The organism is Amycolatopsis sp. CB00013, assembly GCF_001905755.1.
Taxonomy (GTDB): Bacteria; Actinomycetota; Actinomycetes; order Mycobacteriales; family Pseudonocardiaceae; genus Amycolatopsis; species Amycolatopsis japonica.
This window is the reverse complement of sequence record NZ_LIWC01000001.1, coordinates 998,204-1,018,090: the sequence shown is the minus strand read 5'-3', so window position 1 is coordinate 1,018,090 and position 19,887 is coordinate 998,204. Positions and strand designations below refer to the sequence as shown.

The 19,887-nt window shown below is 69.5% G+C and carries 13 protein-coding genes; 6 read left to right on the top strand and 7 right to left on the bottom strand.

Annotated features, from left to right (window positions below; genetic code table 11):
* Window positions 1–26: 26 nt before the first annotated feature.
* The gene (locus AMK34_RS04490; RefSeq protein ID WP_228708280.1) at window positions 27–401 is read right to left on the bottom strand and encodes a DUF4406 domain-containing protein; all 375 of its coding nucleotides are present in this window, start codon (window positions 399–401) and stop codon (window positions 27–29) included.
* A 51-nt stretch (window positions 402–452) separates the two neighbouring features.
* Here AMK34_RS04490 and AMK34_RS04485 point away from each other — a divergent pair, with 51 nt between their 5' ends.
* Window positions 453–1,250, top strand: a complete 798-nt coding sequence (locus tag AMK34_RS04485; RefSeq protein ID WP_073843109.1) for a DeoR/GlpR family DNA-binding transcription regulator — start codon at window positions 453–455, stop codon at window positions 1,248–1,250.
* Here the strand turns inward: AMK34_RS04485 and AMK34_RS04480 are convergent.
* From AMK34_RS04480 to AMK34_RS04470, 3 genes are read right to left on the bottom strand one after another with little or no spacing between them, the layout of a single operon-like run.
* On the bottom strand, window positions 1,204–1,971 hold the full coding sequence (locus tag AMK34_RS04480; protein ID WP_038513525.1) for a polyprenol monophosphomannose synthase: 768 nt from the start codon (window positions 1,969–1,971) through the stop codon (window positions 1,204–1,206). The genes AMK34_RS04485 and AMK34_RS04480 overlap by 47 nt on opposite strands.
* A 26-nt stretch (window positions 1,972–1,997) precedes the next feature.
* Window positions 1,998–3,590, bottom strand: a complete 1,593-nt coding sequence (gene lnt / locus AMK34_RS04475) for an apolipoprotein N-acyltransferase (protein WP_073843107.1) — start codon at window positions 3,588–3,590, stop codon at window positions 1,998–2,000.
* A gap of 9 nt (window positions 3,591–3,599) precedes the next feature.
* Entirely contained in the window at window positions 3,600–5,210 is a 1,611-nt protein-coding gene (locus tag AMK34_RS04470) for an amidohydrolase (RefSeq protein ID WP_073843105.1), read from the bottom strand.
* 142 nt (window positions 5,211–5,352) lie between these two features.
* On the opposite strand from AMK34_RS04470, the gene AMK34_RS04465 reads away from it, so the two are divergent.
* Both AMK34_RS04465 and AMK34_RS04460 read left to right on the top strand, forming a co-directional pair.
* Window positions 5,353–6,747, top strand: coding sequence for a KamA family radical SAM protein (locus AMK34_RS04465; protein WP_073843103.1), 1,395 nt, complete (start codon window positions 5,353–5,355; stop codon window positions 6,745–6,747).
* 220 nt (window positions 6,748–6,967) lie between these two features.
* Window positions 6,968–11,035 carry an nSTAND1 domain-containing NTPase gene (locus tag AMK34_RS04460; protein WP_073843101.1) on the top strand — a complete coding sequence of 1,356 codons (4,068 nt, stop codon included), beginning with the start codon at window positions 6,968–6,970 and terminating at the stop codon, window positions 11,033–11,035.
* Between the two features lie 32 nt (window positions 11,036–11,067).
* Here AMK34_RS04460 and AMK34_RS04455 read toward each other — a convergent pair whose 3' ends face one another.
* The 3 genes from AMK34_RS04455 to AMK34_RS04445 form a co-directional block, all read right to left on the bottom strand.
* Window positions 11,068–15,228: a hypothetical protein gene (locus AMK34_RS04455; protein ID WP_073843099.1), complete on the bottom strand. Its 4,161-nt coding sequence runs from the start codon at window positions 15,226–15,228 to the stop codon at window positions 11,068–11,070.
* Window positions 15,229–15,347: 119 nt separating this feature from the next.
* The gene (locus tag AMK34_RS04450; RefSeq protein ID WP_051972508.1) at window positions 15,348–16,004 is read right to left on the bottom strand and encodes a helix-turn-helix domain-containing protein; all 657 of its coding nucleotides are present in this window, start codon (window positions 16,002–16,004) and stop codon (window positions 15,348–15,350) included.
* A gap of 107 nt (window positions 16,005–16,111) precedes the next feature.
* Window positions 16,112–16,669, bottom strand: coding sequence for a YceI family protein (locus AMK34_RS04445; protein WP_073843095.1), 558 nt, complete (start codon window positions 16,667–16,669; stop codon window positions 16,112–16,114).
* 345 nt (window positions 16,670–17,014) lie between these two features.
* Here AMK34_RS04445 and AMK34_RS04440 point away from each other — a divergent pair, with 345 nt between their 5' ends.
* The 3 genes from AMK34_RS04440 to AMK34_RS04430 all read left to right on the top strand — a co-directional run bounded on the left by AMK34_RS04440 (window position 17,015) and on the right by AMK34_RS04430 (window position 19,886).
* Window positions 17,015–17,776, top strand: coding sequence for an SAM-dependent methyltransferase (locus AMK34_RS04440; RefSeq protein ID WP_073843093.1), 762 nt, complete (start codon window positions 17,015–17,017; stop codon window positions 17,774–17,776).
* Window positions 17,777–17,877: 101 nt separating this feature from the next.
* Window positions 17,878–18,783 carry a LysR substrate-binding domain-containing protein gene (locus AMK34_RS04435; protein ID WP_073843092.1) on the top strand — a complete coding sequence of 302 codons (906 nt, stop codon included), beginning with the start codon at window positions 17,878–17,880 and terminating at the stop codon, window positions 18,781–18,783.
* Complete coding sequence (locus AMK34_RS04430) at window positions 18,783–19,886, top strand: mandelate racemase/muconate lactonizing enzyme family protein (protein ID WP_073843090.1); 1,104 nt, start codon at window positions 18,783–18,785, stop codon at window positions 19,884–19,886. The genes AMK34_RS04435 and AMK34_RS04430 overlap by 1 nt, the downstream gene beginning before the upstream one ends.
* The last annotated feature ends 1 nt before the right edge of the window (window position 19,887 follow it).

Genomic DNA, 19,887 nt, shown 5'->3' with positions numbered 1-19,887 from the left:
AACGTCACATTCGATCAAGTCACGAATTATGCGGCTTGATACCCCGGGATGTCCTCGACGCGGTGGTAGACGTCGAGCCCGCGGGACAGGGCGATGGCGACGTCCTGGTCGGCGCCGGTGGATTCGCCAGGCAGCCGCAGGACGGCGTCGCAGTGGTGCAGCAGCCGGTCGGCCGTCGGGTACATGACCTCCTTGGCGACCGGATCGGCGACGGTCTTCCCGCCCGCGCCGCGCAGCACCGGCAGCGCGACCCACTCGCCGATCATCGGCACGTGCCCGCTGCGGAAGATCGGCCAGGCGGCCTCTTCGAGCCGGGCGAGGTTGCGGGCGAGAAGTTCGGGGTCGTCGCCGGTGCCGGAACGGAACGGTCCGGCGATGAGGATCATCAGAGGTTTGCTCATGCGACGAAGCATAATGTGCAACAATCGGCAGGAACAAGGAGGAACGTGCACATGTTGGCTGCGCAGCGTCGAGACCTGCTGATGGAACGACTCAAGACCGAAGGCCGGATCGTGGCCAAGGACCTCGCCGCCGAACTCGGCGTGTCGGAGGACAGTATTCGCCGTGACCTGCGAGAACTCGCGGACGCCGGACTCTGCCAACGGGTCTACGGCGGAGCCTTGCCGGTCTCACCCGCCACCGCGGACTACGCGACGCGCATGGCGGTCAGTGTCGCGGGCAAGGAACGGATCGCGAAACGTGCAGCAGCGTTGATCCGGCTCGGCTCGACGGCCATCCTCGACGGCGGGACGACCGCGCTCGCGCTGGCGAAGGCGCTCCCCGTCGACCTCGAAGCGAAGATCGTCACGCACAGCCCCACGGTCGCGGCCGCGCTCGTCACGCATCCGCGGGTCGAGGTGTTCCTCATCGGCGGGCGGCTCTTCAAACACTCCGCCGTCACCTGCGGGGCGGCCGCGGCGGAGGCCGCGATGGGGATCAACGCCGATCTGTTCTTCCTCGGCGTCACCGGGGTGCATCCCGAAACCGGGCTCACCACCGGCGACTCCGACGAGGCCGCGATGAAACGCACGCTCGCCAAACGGGCGGCCGACACCTACGTGCTGGCCAGTTCCGAGAAGATCGGCGCGGCCTCGCCGTTCACCGTGCTCCCCCTGTCCGACGTCGCGGGCGTGATCACCGACGCCGCGCCGGACGAGCCGACGGTGAAGGAACTGGGGAAACTCGGGGTGAGCGTGCTGGGCGTCAGCCCTTCTTGGCCAGCCCGCGAAGCTGCTGCCAGCGACGCTTGAGCCCCCACAGCCCGACCAGGACGATCGCCTCGCGCACGACCGAGCCGCTCATCTTCGACTGACCGACCTCGCGTTCGGTGAAGGTGATCGGTACCTCGACGACCTCGAACCCGGCGAGCGCCGTACGGAACGCCAGGTCGATCTGGAAGCAGTAACCGCGCGAGGCGATCTCGTCGAGCGGGAGCTTCTCCAGCACCGTGCGGCGGTACGCGCGGAAACCGGCGGTGATGTCCTTGATCTTCGTGCCGAGCGCGACCCTCGCGTAGAAGTTCGCCATCCACGACAGCGCCTTGCGCTGGAACGGCCAGTTCACCGTGCTGCCGCCGGGAACGTAACGGGAGCCGATGGACAGGTCCGCGTCCTCGAGGGCCGCCAGCACCCGGGGCAGATCCTCCGGCGCGTGCGAGCCGTCGGCGTCCATCTCGACGATGGTGGCGTAGTCGCGGGAGAGCCCCCAGCGGAATCCCGCGACGTACGCGGCGCCGAGGCCGGCCTTCTCGGTGCGGTGCATGACGTGGATCCGCTCGTCGGCCTTCGCGAGCTCGTCGGCGACGTCACCGGTGCCGTCCGGGCTGCCGTCGTCGACGACGAGGGCGTGCACGTCCGGGAGTGCTTCGAGCAGACGTTCCAGGATCGGGCCGATGTTGTCCCGCTCGTTGTACGTCGGGACCACCACCAGCACCGGGTCGATTCCCTGGGCCCCCCGCGGCGCCTGCGCCATCCGCTTTTCCTCCGTGTTCCGGCGGGTCAGCCCGCCGCTTCCCTCGTTGCCTTGGCGGCGCTCGCGCGCCGGGTGCGGAAACGGAGTACGTACCCGCCGGTAACCCCGGCGATCGCCAGGGCCAGCAGCCCGTACTCCGTCGTCACACCGAGTAGATCCGACAGCGTAGTCTGCTGCCTCAGCGGTACGCGCCCCACCAGGGAGTCTGCGGTGAACAGGCTGGTGGAGGCCTTGATCGAACCGTCGGGCGCGACGATCGCGCTGACCCCGCTGGTGGCCGAAACGATCACCGCGCGCCCGTGCTCGACCGCCCGCAGCCGCGACATCGCCAGCTGCTGGTAGCTCATCTCCCCCGGTCCGTACCAGGCGTTGTTGGTCGGCACGACGAGCAGTTCCGCGCCGTCGGCGACCGATTCGCGGGCCGGGTAGTCGAACGCGGTCTCGTAGCAGATGAAGACGCCGACCTTGGTCCCCGCGACCGACAGCGCGGCGTTGGCGCCGTCACCCGGTGTCATGTTCGCCACGCTGTCGACGAACGGCGTCACCAGCTTCGCGACCTCGCGGGCCGGGACGTACTCGCCGAACGGGACCAGCTGCTGCTTGGCGTAGCGCTGACCGGGGCCGGTCGCCGGATCCCAGACCAGCGCGGAGTTCTGGGCGGTGCCGTCGGGCAGCCGGACCAGCGCGCCGATGATCGCCTGCGTGCCGTAGTCGCGGACCATCTGGTCGACGCCGGCGTCACCGGTGCGCATGGCCATCGCGGTCTCGGGCCACACCAGCAGATCGACCTTGGTGTTGCCCGCCTTCAGCTTCTCCAGCAGGCGGGCGCTTTCGGTGAGGTGGTTGCTCCGCAGTTCGTCGCGGCGGCCTTCCAGCGCCAGGCCGATGTCCGGCGCGTTGCCCTGCACCGTGGCGACGGTGAGTTCGCCGTCCTGGGCTTCGGTGCCGATCGTCGGCCACACCGCGAGTCCCGCCACCACCGGCACCAGCGTCAGCGCCGACGTGGCGATCAGGGAACGCCGCGGATCGGCGCCCCTCAGCCGCAGGCACAGCGCCGCGAGCCCGAAACCGGTCAGCACGACGGCGAGACCGACCAGCGGAGCGCCACCGATCGAGGCCAGCGAGACGAAGGCGCCCTCGGGCTGACTGAACGCAACCCGGCCCCACGGGAAACCGCCGAACGGGAACCAGGCCCGCGGTGTCTCCAGCGCGATGATCACCAACGCGGCCCACAGCGGTCTGAGCGGAAGCCTCCACACCACGGTGGCGAACGCGCCGCCGAAACCGAGGTACACCGACAGCGCCATCGACAGCGCGATCCACGGCCACGGCCCGAAATCCGGGCCGAGGAAGTCCAGCAGCCACGTCAGCAGCGGGAGGAAGAACCCCATCCCGAACACGAACGCGTAGCCGAACGCGCCCCGGAACCTGCGTCCGTGCACCACCAGCGCGAAGCCGGTGAACGCCAGCGGCGCGAGCCACCACAGCGGACGCGGCGCGAAACTGAGGTACAGCGTGAAACCCGACGCCGCGGCGACGAGGAAACGCAGGAGCCAGGCGCGGGAGAACCGCTTCCGGGGCGCCGCTTCGGGGTCCGGATCGGTCACGGTCGAGGACACCCCTGAACCCTAGGCCGTGCGGGTGAACACATCGTGGATGACCTCTCCGTCGCGGACCGTGCGCAGGCACCGGGGCAGCGTCGCCCCCTCGGCCAGGTTCGGCAGCGGGGGCACCCCCGCGCGCGGGTCGGTCGACCAGCGCTGCACCCGCGAGTCCGGCGTCGCGACGACGAGATCCTCGGCGTCCCAGATCGCGTAGTGCGCGGGAGCGCCCGGGACCAGGCTGCCGGTGACACCGTCGTTCACCCCGGCGGCGCGATGTCCCGCGCGGGTGTGGGCAGTGAAGGACGCACGAGCGGACAGACCCGAACCCGGCGTGCGGTGATAGGTCCCGGCGCGGACGGTGGCCCACGGGTCGACAGGTGTGACGGGAGCGTCGGAGCCGAAAGCGAGCAGGAGCCCTTCGGCGGCCATGGCGGCGAAGGGGTTGAGCTTCGGAGCCCGTTCGCCGCCGAGACGGTCGACATACATGCCGTGCTCGCCGCCCCATTCCGCGTCGAACTGCGGCTGGACCGACGCGACCACGCCCCAGCCGGCGAGCTCCTTCGCCTGACCGGCGTCGATCATCTCGACGTGCTCGAGCCGGTGGTGCCGGGCCGCCAGCGCTCGACGGCCGACGATCTTCTCCGCGCGCCGGAATCCTTCGACGACCTCGGCCACGGCGGCGTCGCCGATGACGTGGAAACCGGCCTGCAGTTCGGCCTCGGTGCAGGCGGCGACGTGTTCGGCGATGGCGGCGGCGTCGAGGTAGAGCGTTCCGGTGGTGCCGTGGGCGTCGGCGTACGGCTCGTGCAGCGCGGCCGTGCGGGAGCCGAGCGCGCCGTCGACGAACAGATCGCCCGCGACTCCCCTGGCGCCGAGCGCGCGGGCGGTGTCGACTCCGCGGCGCTCACCCCAGTAGCCGACGACCTCCGGTAGACCGGGTTCGGACGCGAGCGCGAGCAGGTCGGTGAGATCCTCCGCGCCGGAGATGTCCGGGCCCGCGCATTCGTGGACGCTCACGACACCGCGCGCGGCGGCTTCGGCGAGGAACGCGCGCTGGGCCTCGCGGCGCTGCTGCGGGGTGATGGCGTCGCGCATCGCGGCGCGCACGAGGTGGTGGGCGTCCCGGGTCAGCGGTCCGTCGGGCGACCAGCCCGGCGCGTCGTGCACGCTGGCGGCCAGCGCGACGAGGGCGCTGGAGACGAGTGCGGAGTGGACGTCGACCCGGCTCAGGTAAACCGGGGTGCCGTTCGCGGCCTCGTCGATCTCGGCGCGGCTGGGCAGCCTGCCGTCGGTCCAGCGGGATTCGTCCCAGCCGTGTGCGACCAGCACCTGACCGGGCCGGACGGCGTCGCGGACCGCGGCCAGCAGTTCGCCCGCGCCGCGGACGTTCGCGAGGTTCAGGCCGGTGAGGTGCAGTCCGGTCGCGGTGGCGTGGACGTGCGCGTCGACGAAGGCCGGGGCGACGAAGGCGCCGTCGAGGTCGACCGGTTCGGCGTCGGGATGCAGTGCTTTGGCCGGGCCGTCCTGCCCCACCCAGACGACGATGCCGTCGGTGATCGCCATGGCGGTGGCGTCGGGAGCCGAGGGGCTGTAGATGCGCCCGCCGAGCAGGAGCGTCGTTCGCGCGTTCGTCACCCTCCTGAGTTTGCAGCGTGCGGAAGCCCACGTGACCGGCGGGTCGGCAAGATTTCGACACACCCCGCAGGACAGGAATATTTACGTCTTCCGAACGATGTGACAGGATATTTTCACGCGTTTCCGACGACGAGGAGTACAAGTGACTGCGATCCAGGAACCGACCTCGCCGGTGGCCGCCTACGATCAGCCCTACGACTACACCCGTGTCGAGCTGACCGAACCCGACTGGCGCCGCTTCCCCGGCTGGCACGACGTGACCGAGGCAGAGTGGCGCGACGCGCAGTGGCAGCGAGTGCACTGCATCCGTAACGCCAAGCAGCTGCGCGCCCTGATGGGCGATCAGCTCGAGGAGCGCTTCTACGAGGACATGCTCGCCGACCAGCGCGAGATGGCCACGATGTCGATGCTCCTGCCGCCGCAGATGATCAACACGATGGCGCCCAACGCGGGCACCGACCCGGCGAAGGTGACCGAAGCCTGGTACGCCGACCCGATCCGCCGCTACATGCTCCCGGTGCGCAGCGACCGCGACACCGAGTGGCCGAGCCACCCGCACTCCGAGCGGGACTCGCTGCACGAGGCGGAGATGTGGGTCGTGGAGGGGCTGACCCACCGCTACCCCACCAAGGTCCTCGCCGAGATGATCTCCACCTGCCCCCAGTACTGCGGGCACTGCACCCGGATGGACCTGGTCGGCAACTCCACCGAACAGGTCGAGAAGCACAAGCTCTCGCTCAAACCGGTCGACCGCCAGGACGCGATGATCGAGTACCTGAAGAAGACCCCCGGCGTACGTGACGTCGTGGTCTCCGGCGGCGACGTCGCGAACGTGCCGTGGCCGCAGCTCGAGTCGTTCCTGATGCGACTGATGGACATCGACACCGTCCGCGACATCCGGCTCGCCACCAAGGCGCTCGCCGCCCTGCCGCAGCACTGGATCCAGCCGAAGGTCGTCGAAGGTCTCGAACGCGTCGCCGGCACCGCGCAGCGCCGCGGTGTCAACCTCGCGATCCACACCCACGTCAACCACGCCCAGTCGGTGACCCCGCTGGTCGCGGAGGCCGCCAGGACCGCGCTCGACGTCGGCGTCCGCGACGTGCGCAACCAGGGCGTGCTGATGAAGGGCGTGAACGCGACCCCGGCCGACCTGCTCGATCTGTGCTTCGCGCTGCAGGGCGAGGCGAACATCCTGCCGTACTACTTCTATATGTGCGACATGATCCCGAACGCCGAGCACTGGCGGGTTTCCGTGCACGAGGCACAGGAACTGCAGCACGCGATCATGGGCTACCTGCCCGGCTACGCGACCCCGCGGATCGTCTGCGACGTGCCGTACGTCGGGAAGCGCTGGGTCCACCAGCTCGCCGAATATGACCGCGAGCTCGGGATTTCCTACTGGACCAAGAACTACCGGACCGGGATCGAGCACGAGGACCCGGAAGCCTTGCAGCGGCGGTACCCGTACTACGACCCGATCTCGACGCTGCCGGAAGCCGGTCAGCGCTGGTGGCGCGAGCAGCCTCCGATGGCCTGACCAGCAGGCTCCTCGGATAGGTCCCGGAGGGGGCGTTCAGGCTCATGCGAGCGTTGAACGCCCCCTCCGCTCCGCAGAACGTCAATCGGTTCACGCGAACGAGTGAAAGCTCATCAGCCTCTGTGAGGCTGCGGGGACTATGGGCGGCATCTTTGGCCGACGTGACGTGATCTGCGGAGGTTTCGTGTCGCCTGATGCGTTGCATCGCACTGTTCTGGTTGTGGACGTGGAGCGATTCAGCGGCCGGAAGAACCCGGAACAGAGGAACGTGCGCAGCGCCCTCTATGCGGCCTTGGCTCACGCGCTCGGCTCGCACTGGAACACCTGCTACCACGAAGACCGGGGTGACGGTGTGCTTCTTCTGGCACCGGCGGAGATTCCGAAGCGGCTGTTCGTCGAGCAGGTGCCCGGTCGTCTGGTGAAAGCGTTGAACAGGCACAACCGGGCGCACGGGACCGGCGAACAGATCCGGCTGAGGATGGCGGTGCATGCCGGGGAGGTTCTGCTCGACGCGCACGGCGCGACCGGCGTCGCGATCAACCACACGTTCCGGTTGCTCGACGCTTCGCCGTTGAAGGATGCCCTCGCCGGATCGGCCGGCGTGCTCGCGGTGATCACCTCCGACTGGTTGTTCCGTGAAGTGGTCTGGCACAGCGCCGCCGACGAGACCCGCTATCGGCCCCAACGCATCCGGGTCAAGGAAACGGAGGCGCTGGGGTGGATCTGCCTGCCGGACGACCCGTACCCGCCCGACGTCAGCCAGGCGGAATGGCCGGGAGACGTCTGCCCCTATCCGGGTCTGCGCGCGTTCCAACCTGACCAAGCGCGGTGGTTCTTCGGCCGCGAGGCGACCTTGTCGGTGTTGATGGACAAGATCGATCACCGCGGCGGGCCGGTCTTCGTCGTCGCACCGTCCGGCGTCGGCAAGTCGTCGCTGCTTCGAGCAGGCGTGACGACCGCGGTGGCCGGCAGCGGACGCCCATGGCTCTTGCTCACCCCGGCGAGGAAGCCCTGCGAAACACTGGCACAGCAGGTCGCGCAGCTCATCGGCGGCGACGTGGATGCCGTGCTCTCGGCGGTCGGATCCGATCCCGCCCTGCCGGCGAGCATGCTGCCTGACGGGACCGTCGTCGTGGTGGACCAGTTCGAAGAGGTGTTCACCCTCTGCGCCGGCGAGGCCGAGCGGCGGCGTTTCATCGCCGCACTGATCGCGATGCGTGCCGTTCTCGGGGTGCGGGGCGACTTCTACGACCACTGCCTCGCCGATGATCAGCTCGCGAAGTTCCTGCCGGCAAGCCAGTTCAACCTCCAGGCGATGACTCCGGCCGGGTTGCGAGCGGCCATCGAGCGGCCGGCTCGGCAGATCGGCGTCGACGTCGAGCCGAGCCTCGTCGAAGTCCTCCTGCACGAGATCGGGACGGACGCGGGCGGGCTCCCCCTGCTGGCCCACGCGTTGGCCGTCACCTGGCAGCGGCGCACGGGCGACAAGCTGACCTTGGCGGATTACGACCGGACCGGGCGGATCCACGGCGCGATCGCGGCTACCGCGGACGAGGCCTACGCGCGTTGCTCCACGACCGAGCAGCGCGTGATCTTCCAGCACATCCTCATGCATCTGGTCGTGGTCAGGCACGACGCACCGCCCGCCAGGCGGCGCGCGGATCCGGCCGACCTCGTCAAGGGTTTCGACGCACCGCGGACCGCCGAGACGGTGCTCGGCTGGCTGATCGAGAAACGTCTGGTCACGCTGGACGACAACGCCGTCGAGCTTTCCCACGAAGTGCTGCTGCGGGCGTGGCCGCGGCTCGGCACCTGGATCGAGACGGGCCGCAACGATCAGGTCATCCGGCAACAGTTGATCGAGGCCGCCGAACAATGGGAGAGAGAAGGGAAACCGGTCGGATCGCTGTATCGCGGCGATCGGCTGGCCATCGCGAGGGGGTGGCAGTCCAGGAGTGAGCACCGCGCCGCCCTCACGCCGCTCGGAGCGGCCTTCCTCGGCGCTTCGATCCGGCACGAAAGCCGACGGAGAAGAGTTCGTCGAACCGCGGTCACCATGCTGGCCGTTCTCAGCCTCGTCGCGTCCCTTGCCGCTGTGTACGCCTTCCAGCAACGCGACATCGCCCACGAACAACGTGACGCCGCGATCTTCAACAAGGTCACCGCCGAGGCGAACCGGATACGGGCCGTCGACGTGTCGCTCGCGGCCCAGCTCGATCTCGTCGCCCACCGGATGCGCCCGGCCGATCCGGACACGGGCACCCACTTGATCGTCGACGCGAACGCGCCGCTGTCCGCCATGTTGCCCTCGGGCAGCAAGGGCGCCGGTGTGGTGGCGTTCAGCCCCGATGGGCGAACGCTGGCCACCGGCAGCGGCAGCGGTGACAGACTCGTGCGGCTGTGGAACGTCGCCGATCCGGCCCGCCCGGTGCTGCTGAACGAAACCATCAGTCACGGCGAAGCGACCCGTGCGCTGGCGTTCAGCCCGGACGGCCGCACTCTGGGCACTGGCGGCGCCGACAACACGGTGCGACTGTGGAACGTCACCGACCCAGCCCGCCCGGAGGCGCTCGGCCCGCCGATCACGGGGCACACCAAGTCGATCCGGTCGTTGGCGTTCAGTCCTGACGGGCGGACGCTGGCCAGCGCGGCCGAAGACCGGACCGTCCGGCTGTGGAACGTCACCGACCCCGTTCGGCACTCGGCCATCGGCCTGCCGATGGCCGGGCACACCGACACCATCTACTCCGTGGCGTTCAGTCCTGATGGCCGGACTCTGGCCACCGGCAGCGATGACCGGACCGTGCGGCTGTGGGACATCGCCGCGCCGGACCGGGCCGAACCCTCCGGGTCACCGTTGACCGGACACACCGGGGCCATTCATTCGGTCGCGTTCGGTCCCGATGGACAGACGCTGGCCAGTGCGAGCAACGACCGGACGGTGCGGCTGTGGAACGTCACCGACCCGGCTCGCCCGGTGGCGCTGGGCCGGCCGATCACGGGGCATGCCGGCGCGATCTGGTCGTCGGCGTTCGGGCCCGACGGGCGGACACTGGCCACCGGCGGCGACGACTACACCGTGCGGCTGTGGGACGTCGCCGATCCAGCCCACCCCACACCCATCGGCGCGCCGATCACCGGACACGCCGACGGCGTGCGGTCGATAGCGTTCAGCCCGGACGGTCGCGCCCTGGCCACCGCCGGCGGCGACCGGGCGGTAAGGCTCTGGAACATCCCCGGCACTGTCCTGACCGGACATACGAGCGAAGTCAAAACGTTGGCGTTCAGCCCGGACGGGCGCATCCTCGCGACCGGCGGCGGCGACCGGACCGTCCGGTTGTGGACGACGGCCGATCGGCGGCAGCTGGGCGGGCCGCTCACCGGCCACCAGGGCGACATCAACACCTTGGCGTTCAGTCCGGACGGCCGCGTCCTGGCCACGGGCGGCGGCGACCGGACCGTGCGGCTGTGGAACGTCGCCGATCCAGCCCACCCCACACCCATCGGCGCGCCGATCACCGGGCACACCGACGGCGTCCGATCGGTGGCGTTCAGTCCGGACGGCCGTATTTTGGCCACCGGCGGCGACGTGAAGGACGAGAACGCCGCGCGGCTGTGGGACGTCGCCGACCCGGCCGAACCCGTGCTGCTGGCCAGGATCGTGATCGGATCGGACGCCAACGCCTTGGCGGTGGCGTTCAGCCCGGACGGAAGAACCCTGGCGACGGGCACCGAATACAGCGACGTCGCGGTGTGGTTGTGGAACGTTTCCGATCCGGCCAAGCCCACGTTGCTGACCGGCCCCCTCAAAGGGCACAAGGACGACGTCCGCCGGGTCGCGTTCAGCCCGGATGGGCGGACCTTGGCCAGCGGCAGCGACGACGAGCAGGTGCGGCTGTGGGACGTCACCGATCCCGCTCACGCCATACCGCTCGGCGAACCCCTTGCCGGCCACACCAACCCCGTCTCGGAGGTGGCGTTCAGCCCGGATGGACAGACGTTGGCCAGCAGCAGCAGTGACAACACCGTGCGGCTCTGGCGGACAGCCGAGCGGACGCAGTCGGGTCAGCCGCTCACCGGGCACCAGGCCGACGTCGACACGGTGGCGTTCAGCCCCGATGGCGCCACCCTCGCCACCGGCGGCCGCGACCACACCGTGCGGCTGTGGGACATGACCGTTCCCCGAGCCATCCACAGCATCTGCGCCATCACGGGGAACACACTCACTCGCGAGATGTGGGACAAGTTCGTGTCGGCCGAGCTGCCGTACAGCCCGCCGTGTTCCTGAGATGCGACGCGTGTGGGGAGGATTTCGGACGCTCAGCGTCCCAAATCCTCCCCACACGGCCTGCTCCTCACCGGCGAGACCGCGATCAGCTTGAAGGCACCGCCTTCTTCACGGAACACCTGGTAGCCGGCCGCGTTGGTGACCGGTTCCCAGGCGATGTCGAGCGAGTCCGTTGTGGACAGTGCGGCGGGGCCGGTGGTGATCTCGCCGGGGTCGCTCGCTTTGGCCTGCTTCTTCGCGCCGTCGATCATCACGTACGACGCGACGACGTAGCGGTAGGTCTTGTCCGCCGCCGTGGCGCCTTCGTGCAGTTTCACCGTCGGCGCGCCGACGGTGCCCAGCGGTGTCTTGCACAGGGTGTCCACGGTGACCGTGTCCGGGTTCAGACCCGCAGCGGCGAGCTTCCCGCCGAGCTGGTCGTTGACCCAGCCGCGCACCGCCGCCATGTCGGTGAAGTGGCCGTTCGCAGGCAGCTGTTCCAGCGCGGTGTGGATCGCGGCGCGCAGTTTGCCGATGAAGTCCGCGCCCTGCTGGAGGTCGTCACCGAGCAGCGGCAGCTTGCCGCCGAAACTGGCCGTGTTGAGCGCCTGCTCCACCAGGTTGAGGTAGCTGTCGAGACCGTCGAGCCTGCCGAAGTCGATCAGCTTGGCCGCGAGCGCGTCCGCCAGCAGCGCCGGATCCGGGGTCTCCAGCCGCGGATGCCCGTCGATCGCCGCGCCGCCGAGGTTGAAGTAGTCGTCGGCCGCGGTCGATTTGGGCAGGCGCAAGGCGAAGTTGTTCGACTTCGTGGCGTCGGTGATCACCTTGCTGTAGGTCGCACCGCCGTCTTCGCTGATGTACAACGGCAGCTTCGCGCACAAGGCCAGCGGTGTCCCGCCGTCGAGGCCGCAGCCCACGGCGGTGCTCCCGGCGTTGATCGTCGGGCCGACGGCGCCGAGGAAGTCGGTGAAGCTGACCGGCGCGCCGGTGCCGCCGCCTTTGGCGAGGTCGATCGAGTAGGACGCCTTCGCGGTCGCCTTGTCCGCCGACTTGGGGTCGCCGAGTGACACGCTCAGCGGGCCCAAGGTGGTCGCGATGGTGGCGTTCTCCACGGTGGCGTCGAGTTTCACGCCGATCTTCGAGTCGTCGAGCACGCGCAGCGCGTTCGCGTCGGCCGGGCCCGCACCGGGCTGCAGCGGGACGACCAGGCCCATCTTGACCTGACCGCCGACGCCGAGCGAGACCGAGCCGTCGCCCTGCACCCCGGCGACCCGCTGGCCACCGGACGGCAGGCTGAAGTCGAACTGCACCGGTGTGCTGGTGTGGTACGCGCGTTTCCAGTCCAACCGGATGATCAGCGACGGCGTTCCGCCGGGTTCGGCGTACTCGAACGTCACCGGGACACTGTCCTTGAACCGCGTGTTGATGGTCTGGACGAGGCGCTGCAGGTTGTCGGACGGCGCCGCCTCCAGCAACGAGATCACGTCGTCCAGCTCGGACCGGATCACGTACGACGTCGACGGCGAGGGCCGGCTGGCCCACGGTCCGGCCAGGACGAGCGTGTCCGGCGTGACGCTGCCGACGATGCCCACCTGGGTACCGGCGACGACCGTGCGGCCGACGAGCGAGGGCGGGAACGCGTTGCCCTTCTCGACGGTGCGCGCGATGTCCTTCACCGAGTTCGGGCCGTAGCTCACGGTCGGGCCGGAGCCGGATTCGTCGGCCCGCAACAGGTCCTTGAGCGAACGGCCGACGAGCGGGATCTTCGTGCCGAACACCGCGGCGCCCGACGGCGAGGCGTCACCGAGGGAGGCATCGAGGGTCTGCAGCGTCTTCAGGAGGATCGAGAAGAGCGCCTTCGGATTGGCCGGGTCGAAGTCGAAGTTCACCAGTTCCGACAGGTCGCTCGTGCTGAACTGCGGCCCGTCGGGACCGGTCGTCTTGGTCAGGTCGTTCCAGGTGAATCCCGCGTGCGCCGAGGCGCCCTTCAGGAAGTCGCCGGTACCCGGTGCGCTGGCGTCGACGCCGCCGGCACCGCGGACACGCACCTGGAAGTCGAGCAGCGCACCGGGGTCGTGCAGCAGTTTGTCCACGACCGCGCCGAAGGTCAGGTCACCGAGGTCCTTGAACTTCACCTGTGCCATGTGGTCGTCCGCGCCCGGTGTCCCGGCACAGTCGGCACCGGCGTTCGGGTGGCAGACGTGCGCCACGCCTTTCAGCTGCACCTGGAGGAATCCGGCGTTGGCGAACAGGTCGATGCCCGCGTCCATCGGGAAGTCGGCGGTGAACAGCGACGGGGCACCGGAAGTGCGCAGCAGCACCCGGTCCGGCCCGGTCGGGGTCGCGCCGACGAGGGTCGTGCTGCCGTCCGGGTTCTTCTGCTCGATCGGCGGGTTGTGCACGGTCGGGTTCTGCAGGTCGAGTACGAGGGTGACCGCGGCGTCGTAGCTGGGCTTGACCTTCGCGGTGGCGTTGACGGCGTTGGCCTCGCCCACGCCGCGGCCGCCGCTCTTCAGGTCGTTGCCGAGCTGGACGACGCCGACGTCGCCCTGCATCCCGGAGATCGTGTACGGCGCGTTGGCGGCCGGGATCACCGGCGTCCAGCCCGGTGCCTGCAGGAAGAGCGTGTTCCCGTCGTTGTTCTCGACGGTCGCCCCTGCCGCCCCGGCGACGACGCGCCGCCCCGCGAACTCCCCCGGCTTCCAACTCTGGTTCTCGTCCTTGAGGGTGGTCTGCGTGTAACTGGTCTTCGCCGGGTTGCCCGCCGGTCCGGACGCCGCCGCGGCGGCCGCATTGAGATCCACCGCCGTCGCCGGGGCCTTGCGGGACAACGTGATCTTGAAATCGAGCTTGGTCGAACCCGGCGGGAAGTGGACGTCGGAGATGCCGATCTTGCCACCGCCGGGCAGGTTCGCCGCGGTGTTGAGCTTGTCGAGCATCTGCTGCAGCGAAACGAACAGCGGTTCACCGGCCTGTGTCGGGTCCGCCGCGGTCTTCGTGTTGTCCTGCAGGAACTTCTTGATCGACTCGTTGAGCTGGATCGCGTCGGCGAGGGTGCCCTTGAGGAACGGCAGGTCGAGGTTGCCGATCGGGTTCGCCGCGTCGCCCCACTTCGCGCGCTGGATCGACGTCAGCGTCGTCGCCAGCTGTGCGAGGCCGGTGGCCAGATCACGCGGGGTCAGGTTGAGGAACGGGCCGACGGTGCCGATGCCTTCCGGTTTGATCTCCGGCGTCCCGGTGGCGATGTCCGGCCAGCTGAGGCCGATCTTGGCGTCCACCGAGGGAAGGTTCAGCGAGAAGGAAGCGGCGGGCGCGGCCACGAGGTGCAGCGAACCGTTCAGCGATCCCGCCGGGCCGGCGAAGCCGAAGCTGACCAAACCGGCCAGCGAACCGTTCTGGGCCAGCTCGCCCGCGGTGCCGTCGTTGTTGAGGAACGCCAGCCGCCCGTCGTTGTCCGGGTCGTTGATCGTGGCGGCGAAATGCGCCTTCAGGTCCAGCGAGGTGTCGGTCTCGACGAGCTTCACCCCGAGGACACCGATCGCGGCGTTGACGGCCTTGATCGCGTTCGCGTCGGGGAAGTCGGCCGAAGCGTCGACGGTGAACGCCGGAGTCGTGCCGTCGTTGAGGATGTAGGCCTTGTCGTGCGCCTTGTCCCAGATCAGGGTCAGCTTCACCGTGGTGCCGACGGTGAGCCGCACGCCGCCGGTGGAGGAGAACGCCGACTGCGGGGCGTTGCCGCCCTCCCCGATCGGGACCGGGATGTTCAGCGCCTGGTTCAGCAGTACACGGGAGACGGACAGGGTGAGATCGAGTCTCTTGTCCTCGCCGACGGTGCTCAGTGTGGTCTTGAGCGTCCCGGCCCGGTCGGCCGACAACGTGATCGGCTGGTCGATGTCCAGATCCGCGTCGTCGACCGCGGCGGAAAGCTTCTTGGCGCCGGTGTTGAACGCCTCCTGGGCCAGGGTGTCGAACCCGAGCGCGGCGCCGGGACTGGTCTGCACGGCCGGCAGCGCCTTCGCCAGTTGCCCGATCGTGCCCAGGCCCTTGCTCCAGGTGGCGAAGCTGTTCGTGGGCCCGGCCAACGCGTTGACCAGCGTGCCGACGCCAGGGCTCGCCGCCCGTGCCGGAGGTGGGGTGATGACCACGCCCACCCCGATCGCGACGGCGAACGCCGTCGCCGATGCGAGCCACCTTGAGCCGGCACGTGAGCCCATCGGGCACCTCCCCGTTCACGGGCGCGCGACGACGCGCCGTTCACTCGGAGAAGGCTGACCAAAGGTGAAATCCACGTGAAGAGGGCGGTCCGCTCAGCGGACTGGTGACTTCCCGGCCATCAGTGTGCGGATTCGGTCAACTCGTGACCGGCCTCCAGCGCGGCGGCGTCGACCAGCCTCCGCATCACCGCGAGGTCGCTCGCCGGGGCGGTCAGGAGGCCGATCGCGGCCACGATGCGGCCTTCCGGGCAGCGGATCGGCGCGGCGGCACCGTGCGCGGCGCCGCCGAGCAGCACCCCGGCCACCGCGGCCGAGGACGGCAGCACCGTGCCCGGCGAGACGGCGGGCACGCTGGCGGAGTGTCCCGAGACCGCCGCGACGACCAGGACGTCGGACCCCGCCAGCACGCAGACCGCGACGTCGGTCCTGGTCAGTTTCGCCAACCGGATCGCCGGTTTCCCCGCGGCGGCGCGGATCCTCGCGTGCAGCCGTCCCCGGCCCTGGACGAGCCTGCCCGCCAGCGGGCCGACGACGTAGCCACGCAACAGCCGTTCGACCGCGCCGATCCCGCACATCTGTTCCAGCAGCCGGTGCGCCGTCGACTTGGGCAGGCCCGCCCGGTGCGCCGCCTCGGTCAACCCCAGACCCGCACCGGCGTCGGCGGCGGCGAGCACTTCGAGCAACGCGAACGCGCCCTCGAGCACCGAACGGCCGGGCACGCGCGCCATGCCCATCGGAATACCTCCGACGGTGCCGGTCACATCGTCCGTAAGCATCAGTGACCTCCACCGCGGTCGCGTGCACCGATCGGCTCTTCGTGCCTGAGTTGTCGTCCGCCCACGACCAGGCGTTACGGCGAACGGCGTATCGGCACGCTTCGTGCTCAGCGCGCCGGAGAACCGCCCTGGCGGCTCGCGGCGACGGTCAGCTGCAGGGTCACCTTCGAGCCGACCATGAGCCTGGTGGCGAGGTTCTCGTTCACACCCCAGCGGAGGCGGTTGAGCGAAACTGCGCCCGTGAAGCCGGTACGGACACCGTCCGCGCCAGGCCTGGCGTCGACCAGCTCGACGGCGACGCGGACCGGTTTCGTGACACTTCGGATGGTCAGGTCGCCGGTGACCTCGAACCCGCTGCCGCCGACGTGCCGGACGGCGGTCGAGACGAAGGTGATGACCGGATGTCCTGCCACGTCGAAAAAAGCGGTGCGCAGGTGGTCGTCGCGCTTCTGGTTGCCGGTGTCGATGCTCGCGGCCTTGATGGTGAGCCGGACGCTGGACCTGGCCGGATCGTCGCCGTCGAGGTGGGCGCTGCCGTCGAATTCGTCGAAATGACCCGGCACCCGGCTTCCCATGGTGTGCCGGGCGATGAAGGCGAGCGTCGTACCGACGGCGTCGAGCGAGTAGTCGCCGGTCAGTTCGCTGAGCGGGGTCACGGTCGTCATGCTGGGGCTCCTGGCGGGATGAGGGAAAGCGTTCTCGGTACTACGACGAAACCGCCCCGCCGGATGTGAGCCGGGCGGGCCGCCGAAATCTCGATTGCGTGCCCGTTCCTCGCCTGGCTAGGGTCCGGCCGACCGCATCAGGCCGGACCATCGCGGAAAGGGAGGTGTGCAGCACATGCGCACACATGTCGAGCTGTCGCACCCGGTTTCGGCGATCCGCACTTCGCGATGAGCCACAGGGTGTCTCGATCCTGAGCCGCCACGCGACGCCCCTCGTGGGTGGTCGACAACGAAACCGGGCATGACCCGACCCAGCACCGAACCCGTTGTCGAAGGAACCCACACGTGAACCGCGAACAAATCTCCCGTATCGCCCATGCCGATCACCCGATCAAGTCGCCATTGGACGACGCGTCGGTCGGCCGGCTCCTGAACCGAAGCCTTTCCCGGGGCGACGCGCGCGTCCTCGATCTCGGATGCGGCACCGGGGAATGGCTCTTGCGCGCCCTGGCCACGCGGCCACATCTGCTCGCCGAAGGCGTGGACATCTCCGGCGGCGCCTTGGAAGACGCGCGTCGCGCGGCGAACGATCGCGGCGTCGCCGATCGCCTCGTCCTCCACCACCGCGAGGCCGACGGTTTCGTCTCGGCACAGCCGTTCGACCTGGTACTGAGCGTCGGATCCTCGCATGCCTTCGGCGGACTGCTGCCCACCCTGGCCGCGGCCCGGCGTCATCTGGCTCCAGGAGGCCGTGTCCTGATCGGAGAGGGCTTCTGGAGCCGCACGCCCTCCCCTGAAGCCGTCGAAATGCTCGGGGACTTCGCCGACCTGGCCACCACAGTGGACCGCGTGGTCGCCGACGGATGGACCCCGATCCACGGACACGTCAGCACACGCCACGAACTGGACGAGTACGAGTGGGCATGCTGGGGATCACTGGCGTCGTGGGCACTTGACCATCCTGAAGGCCCGAACGGCAAGGAAGCGCTCTCGATGGCGACCATCCGCCGGACCGAATGGCTGCGTGTCTACCGGGAGACCTGGGGATTCCTGTCGCTCGTCCTCCGCCGCACGCCTCGTGAGTGGCAAGACCTAGGGTGCTATTGATAACCGCTGTTTATCAATAGACCGCAATAAAGTCTTTGTCTTCGATGATTTTGCTTCCTACCGTGAACGAATCGGCGACAGAGGCAGGGAGGAGACGTCTCATGGAGCTTCGTCACCTGCGTTACTTCGTCACCGTCGCCGAGACATGCCACTTCGGCCGGGCGGCCGAGCAGCTGCACGTCGCACAGCCGGCGCTCTCGCACACCATCCGGCAATTAGAGGACGAACTGGGTGTCGTCCTGCTGGCCCGGACCACCCGGCAGGTCCGGGTGACGCCGGCTGGTGAGTTCTTCCTGGCCGAAGCCCGGCGCGTGCTCGCGGGGCTGGACGTGGGTGTCCGCGGGGTCCGGCGCATCGGCGAAGGCAAACTGGGCCTGCTCCGGGTCGGGTTCACCGGCACTGCGGCGTTCTCCCATCTGCCGCATCTGGCCAGGGCGCTCGCGCAGCGGGTGCCACAGGTGGAGCTGGAGATCCGCGCCGATCTGCTGACCGCCGAGCAGTGCGAACGCCTGCGCACGGGCACGCTGGGGATCGGGGTGCTCCGCCCGCCGGTCACCGGGGACGACATCGACTTCCGGGTGATCGAGAGCGAGCCGCTGATCCTCGCCGTCCCGGCCGACCACCGGCTGGCCGTCGAACCCGTCGTCGCGATGGCGGATCTGCGGACCGAACCGCTCGTGACCTACGACCGGCGCAATTCGGTCGTGTACGAAGCCGTCGCGCGCAGCTGCCGCGAGGCCGGGCTCACGCCCCATCAGCTGCACGAAGCCTCCGGGACCGCGGTCCTGCTGGCACTGGTCGCCGGCGGGCTGGGGGTCGGCGTGGTCCCCGCCTCGGCCCGTGCCCTCCCCCTGGCCGGTGTCGTGTTCCGCGACCTCGCCGGAGCGGCGACCGTGGAGCTGGCGCTGGCCTGGCATCGCGAGACCCCGTCCCCGCTCGTCACGACCGTCCTCGACGCGCTCGAGGACGTCTTTCCTTCCACCGCACCGTCCACAGGGGGCACCTGATGAAGATCACGCGAATCGAGGCGATCCCGTTCGCCATCCCGTACCGAAAACCGCTGAAGTTCGCTTCGGGAGAGGTGCACGTCGCCGAGCACGTCCTCGTGCGGGTGCACGCCGACAACGGCATCGTCGGCGTGGCCGAGGCACCCCCGCGGCCGTTCACCTACGGCGAGACCCAGGCGGGCATCATCGCGGTGATCGACTCCCTGTTCGCCCCGCAGATCGTCGGCCTCAGCCTGCTCGACCGCGAAACGGTGCGCACCCGGCTCGCCCGCACGGTCGGCAACCCGACCGCCAAATCCGCCATCGACATGGCCATCTGGGACGCGCTCGGCCGCAGCCTCGACGTGTCGGTGACCGAACTGCTCGGCGGCTACACCGATCGCATGCGCGTGTCCCACATGCTCGGCTTCGACGAGCCGGCCGCGATGGTCGCCGAAGCCGAGAAGATGCGCGACACCCACGGCATCAGCACCTTCAAGGTCAAGGTCGGCCGGCGTCCCGTGTCGCTCGACACCGCTGTCGTGCGCGCACTGCGGGAGCATTTCGGCGACGGCGTCGACCTCTACATCGACGGCAACCGCGGCTGGACCGCCGCCGAATCCGCCCGTGCGATGCGGGAGATGGCCGACCTCGGGCTGCTCTTCGCCGAGGAACTCTGCCCGGCCGACGACGTTCTCGGCAGGCGCTGGCTCGTGGGGCAGATCGGCGTTCCGTTCATCGCCGACGAATCCGCGGTGACGCCGGCCGACGTCACCCGTGAGGTGCTCGGCGGCTCCGCCACCGCGATCAGCATCAAGACCGCCCGCACCGGCTTCACCCGATCGCAGCGCACGCATCACCTCGCCGAGGGACTCGGGCTGGAGGTCGTGATGGGCAACCAGATCGACGGCCAGCTCGGCTCGCTGTGCACGGTCGCGTTCGGCTCGGCCTACGAGCTGACGTCCCGTCGTCCCGGCGAGCTGTCGAACTTCCTCGACATGAGCGACGACCTGCTCACCGAGCCGCTGCGCATCACCGACGGCGAACTCACCGTCCGCCCCGGTGCCGGCCTCGGCGCCGAGATCGATCCCGAAAAGCTCCGGCGTTACCGCCAGGACCACTGAC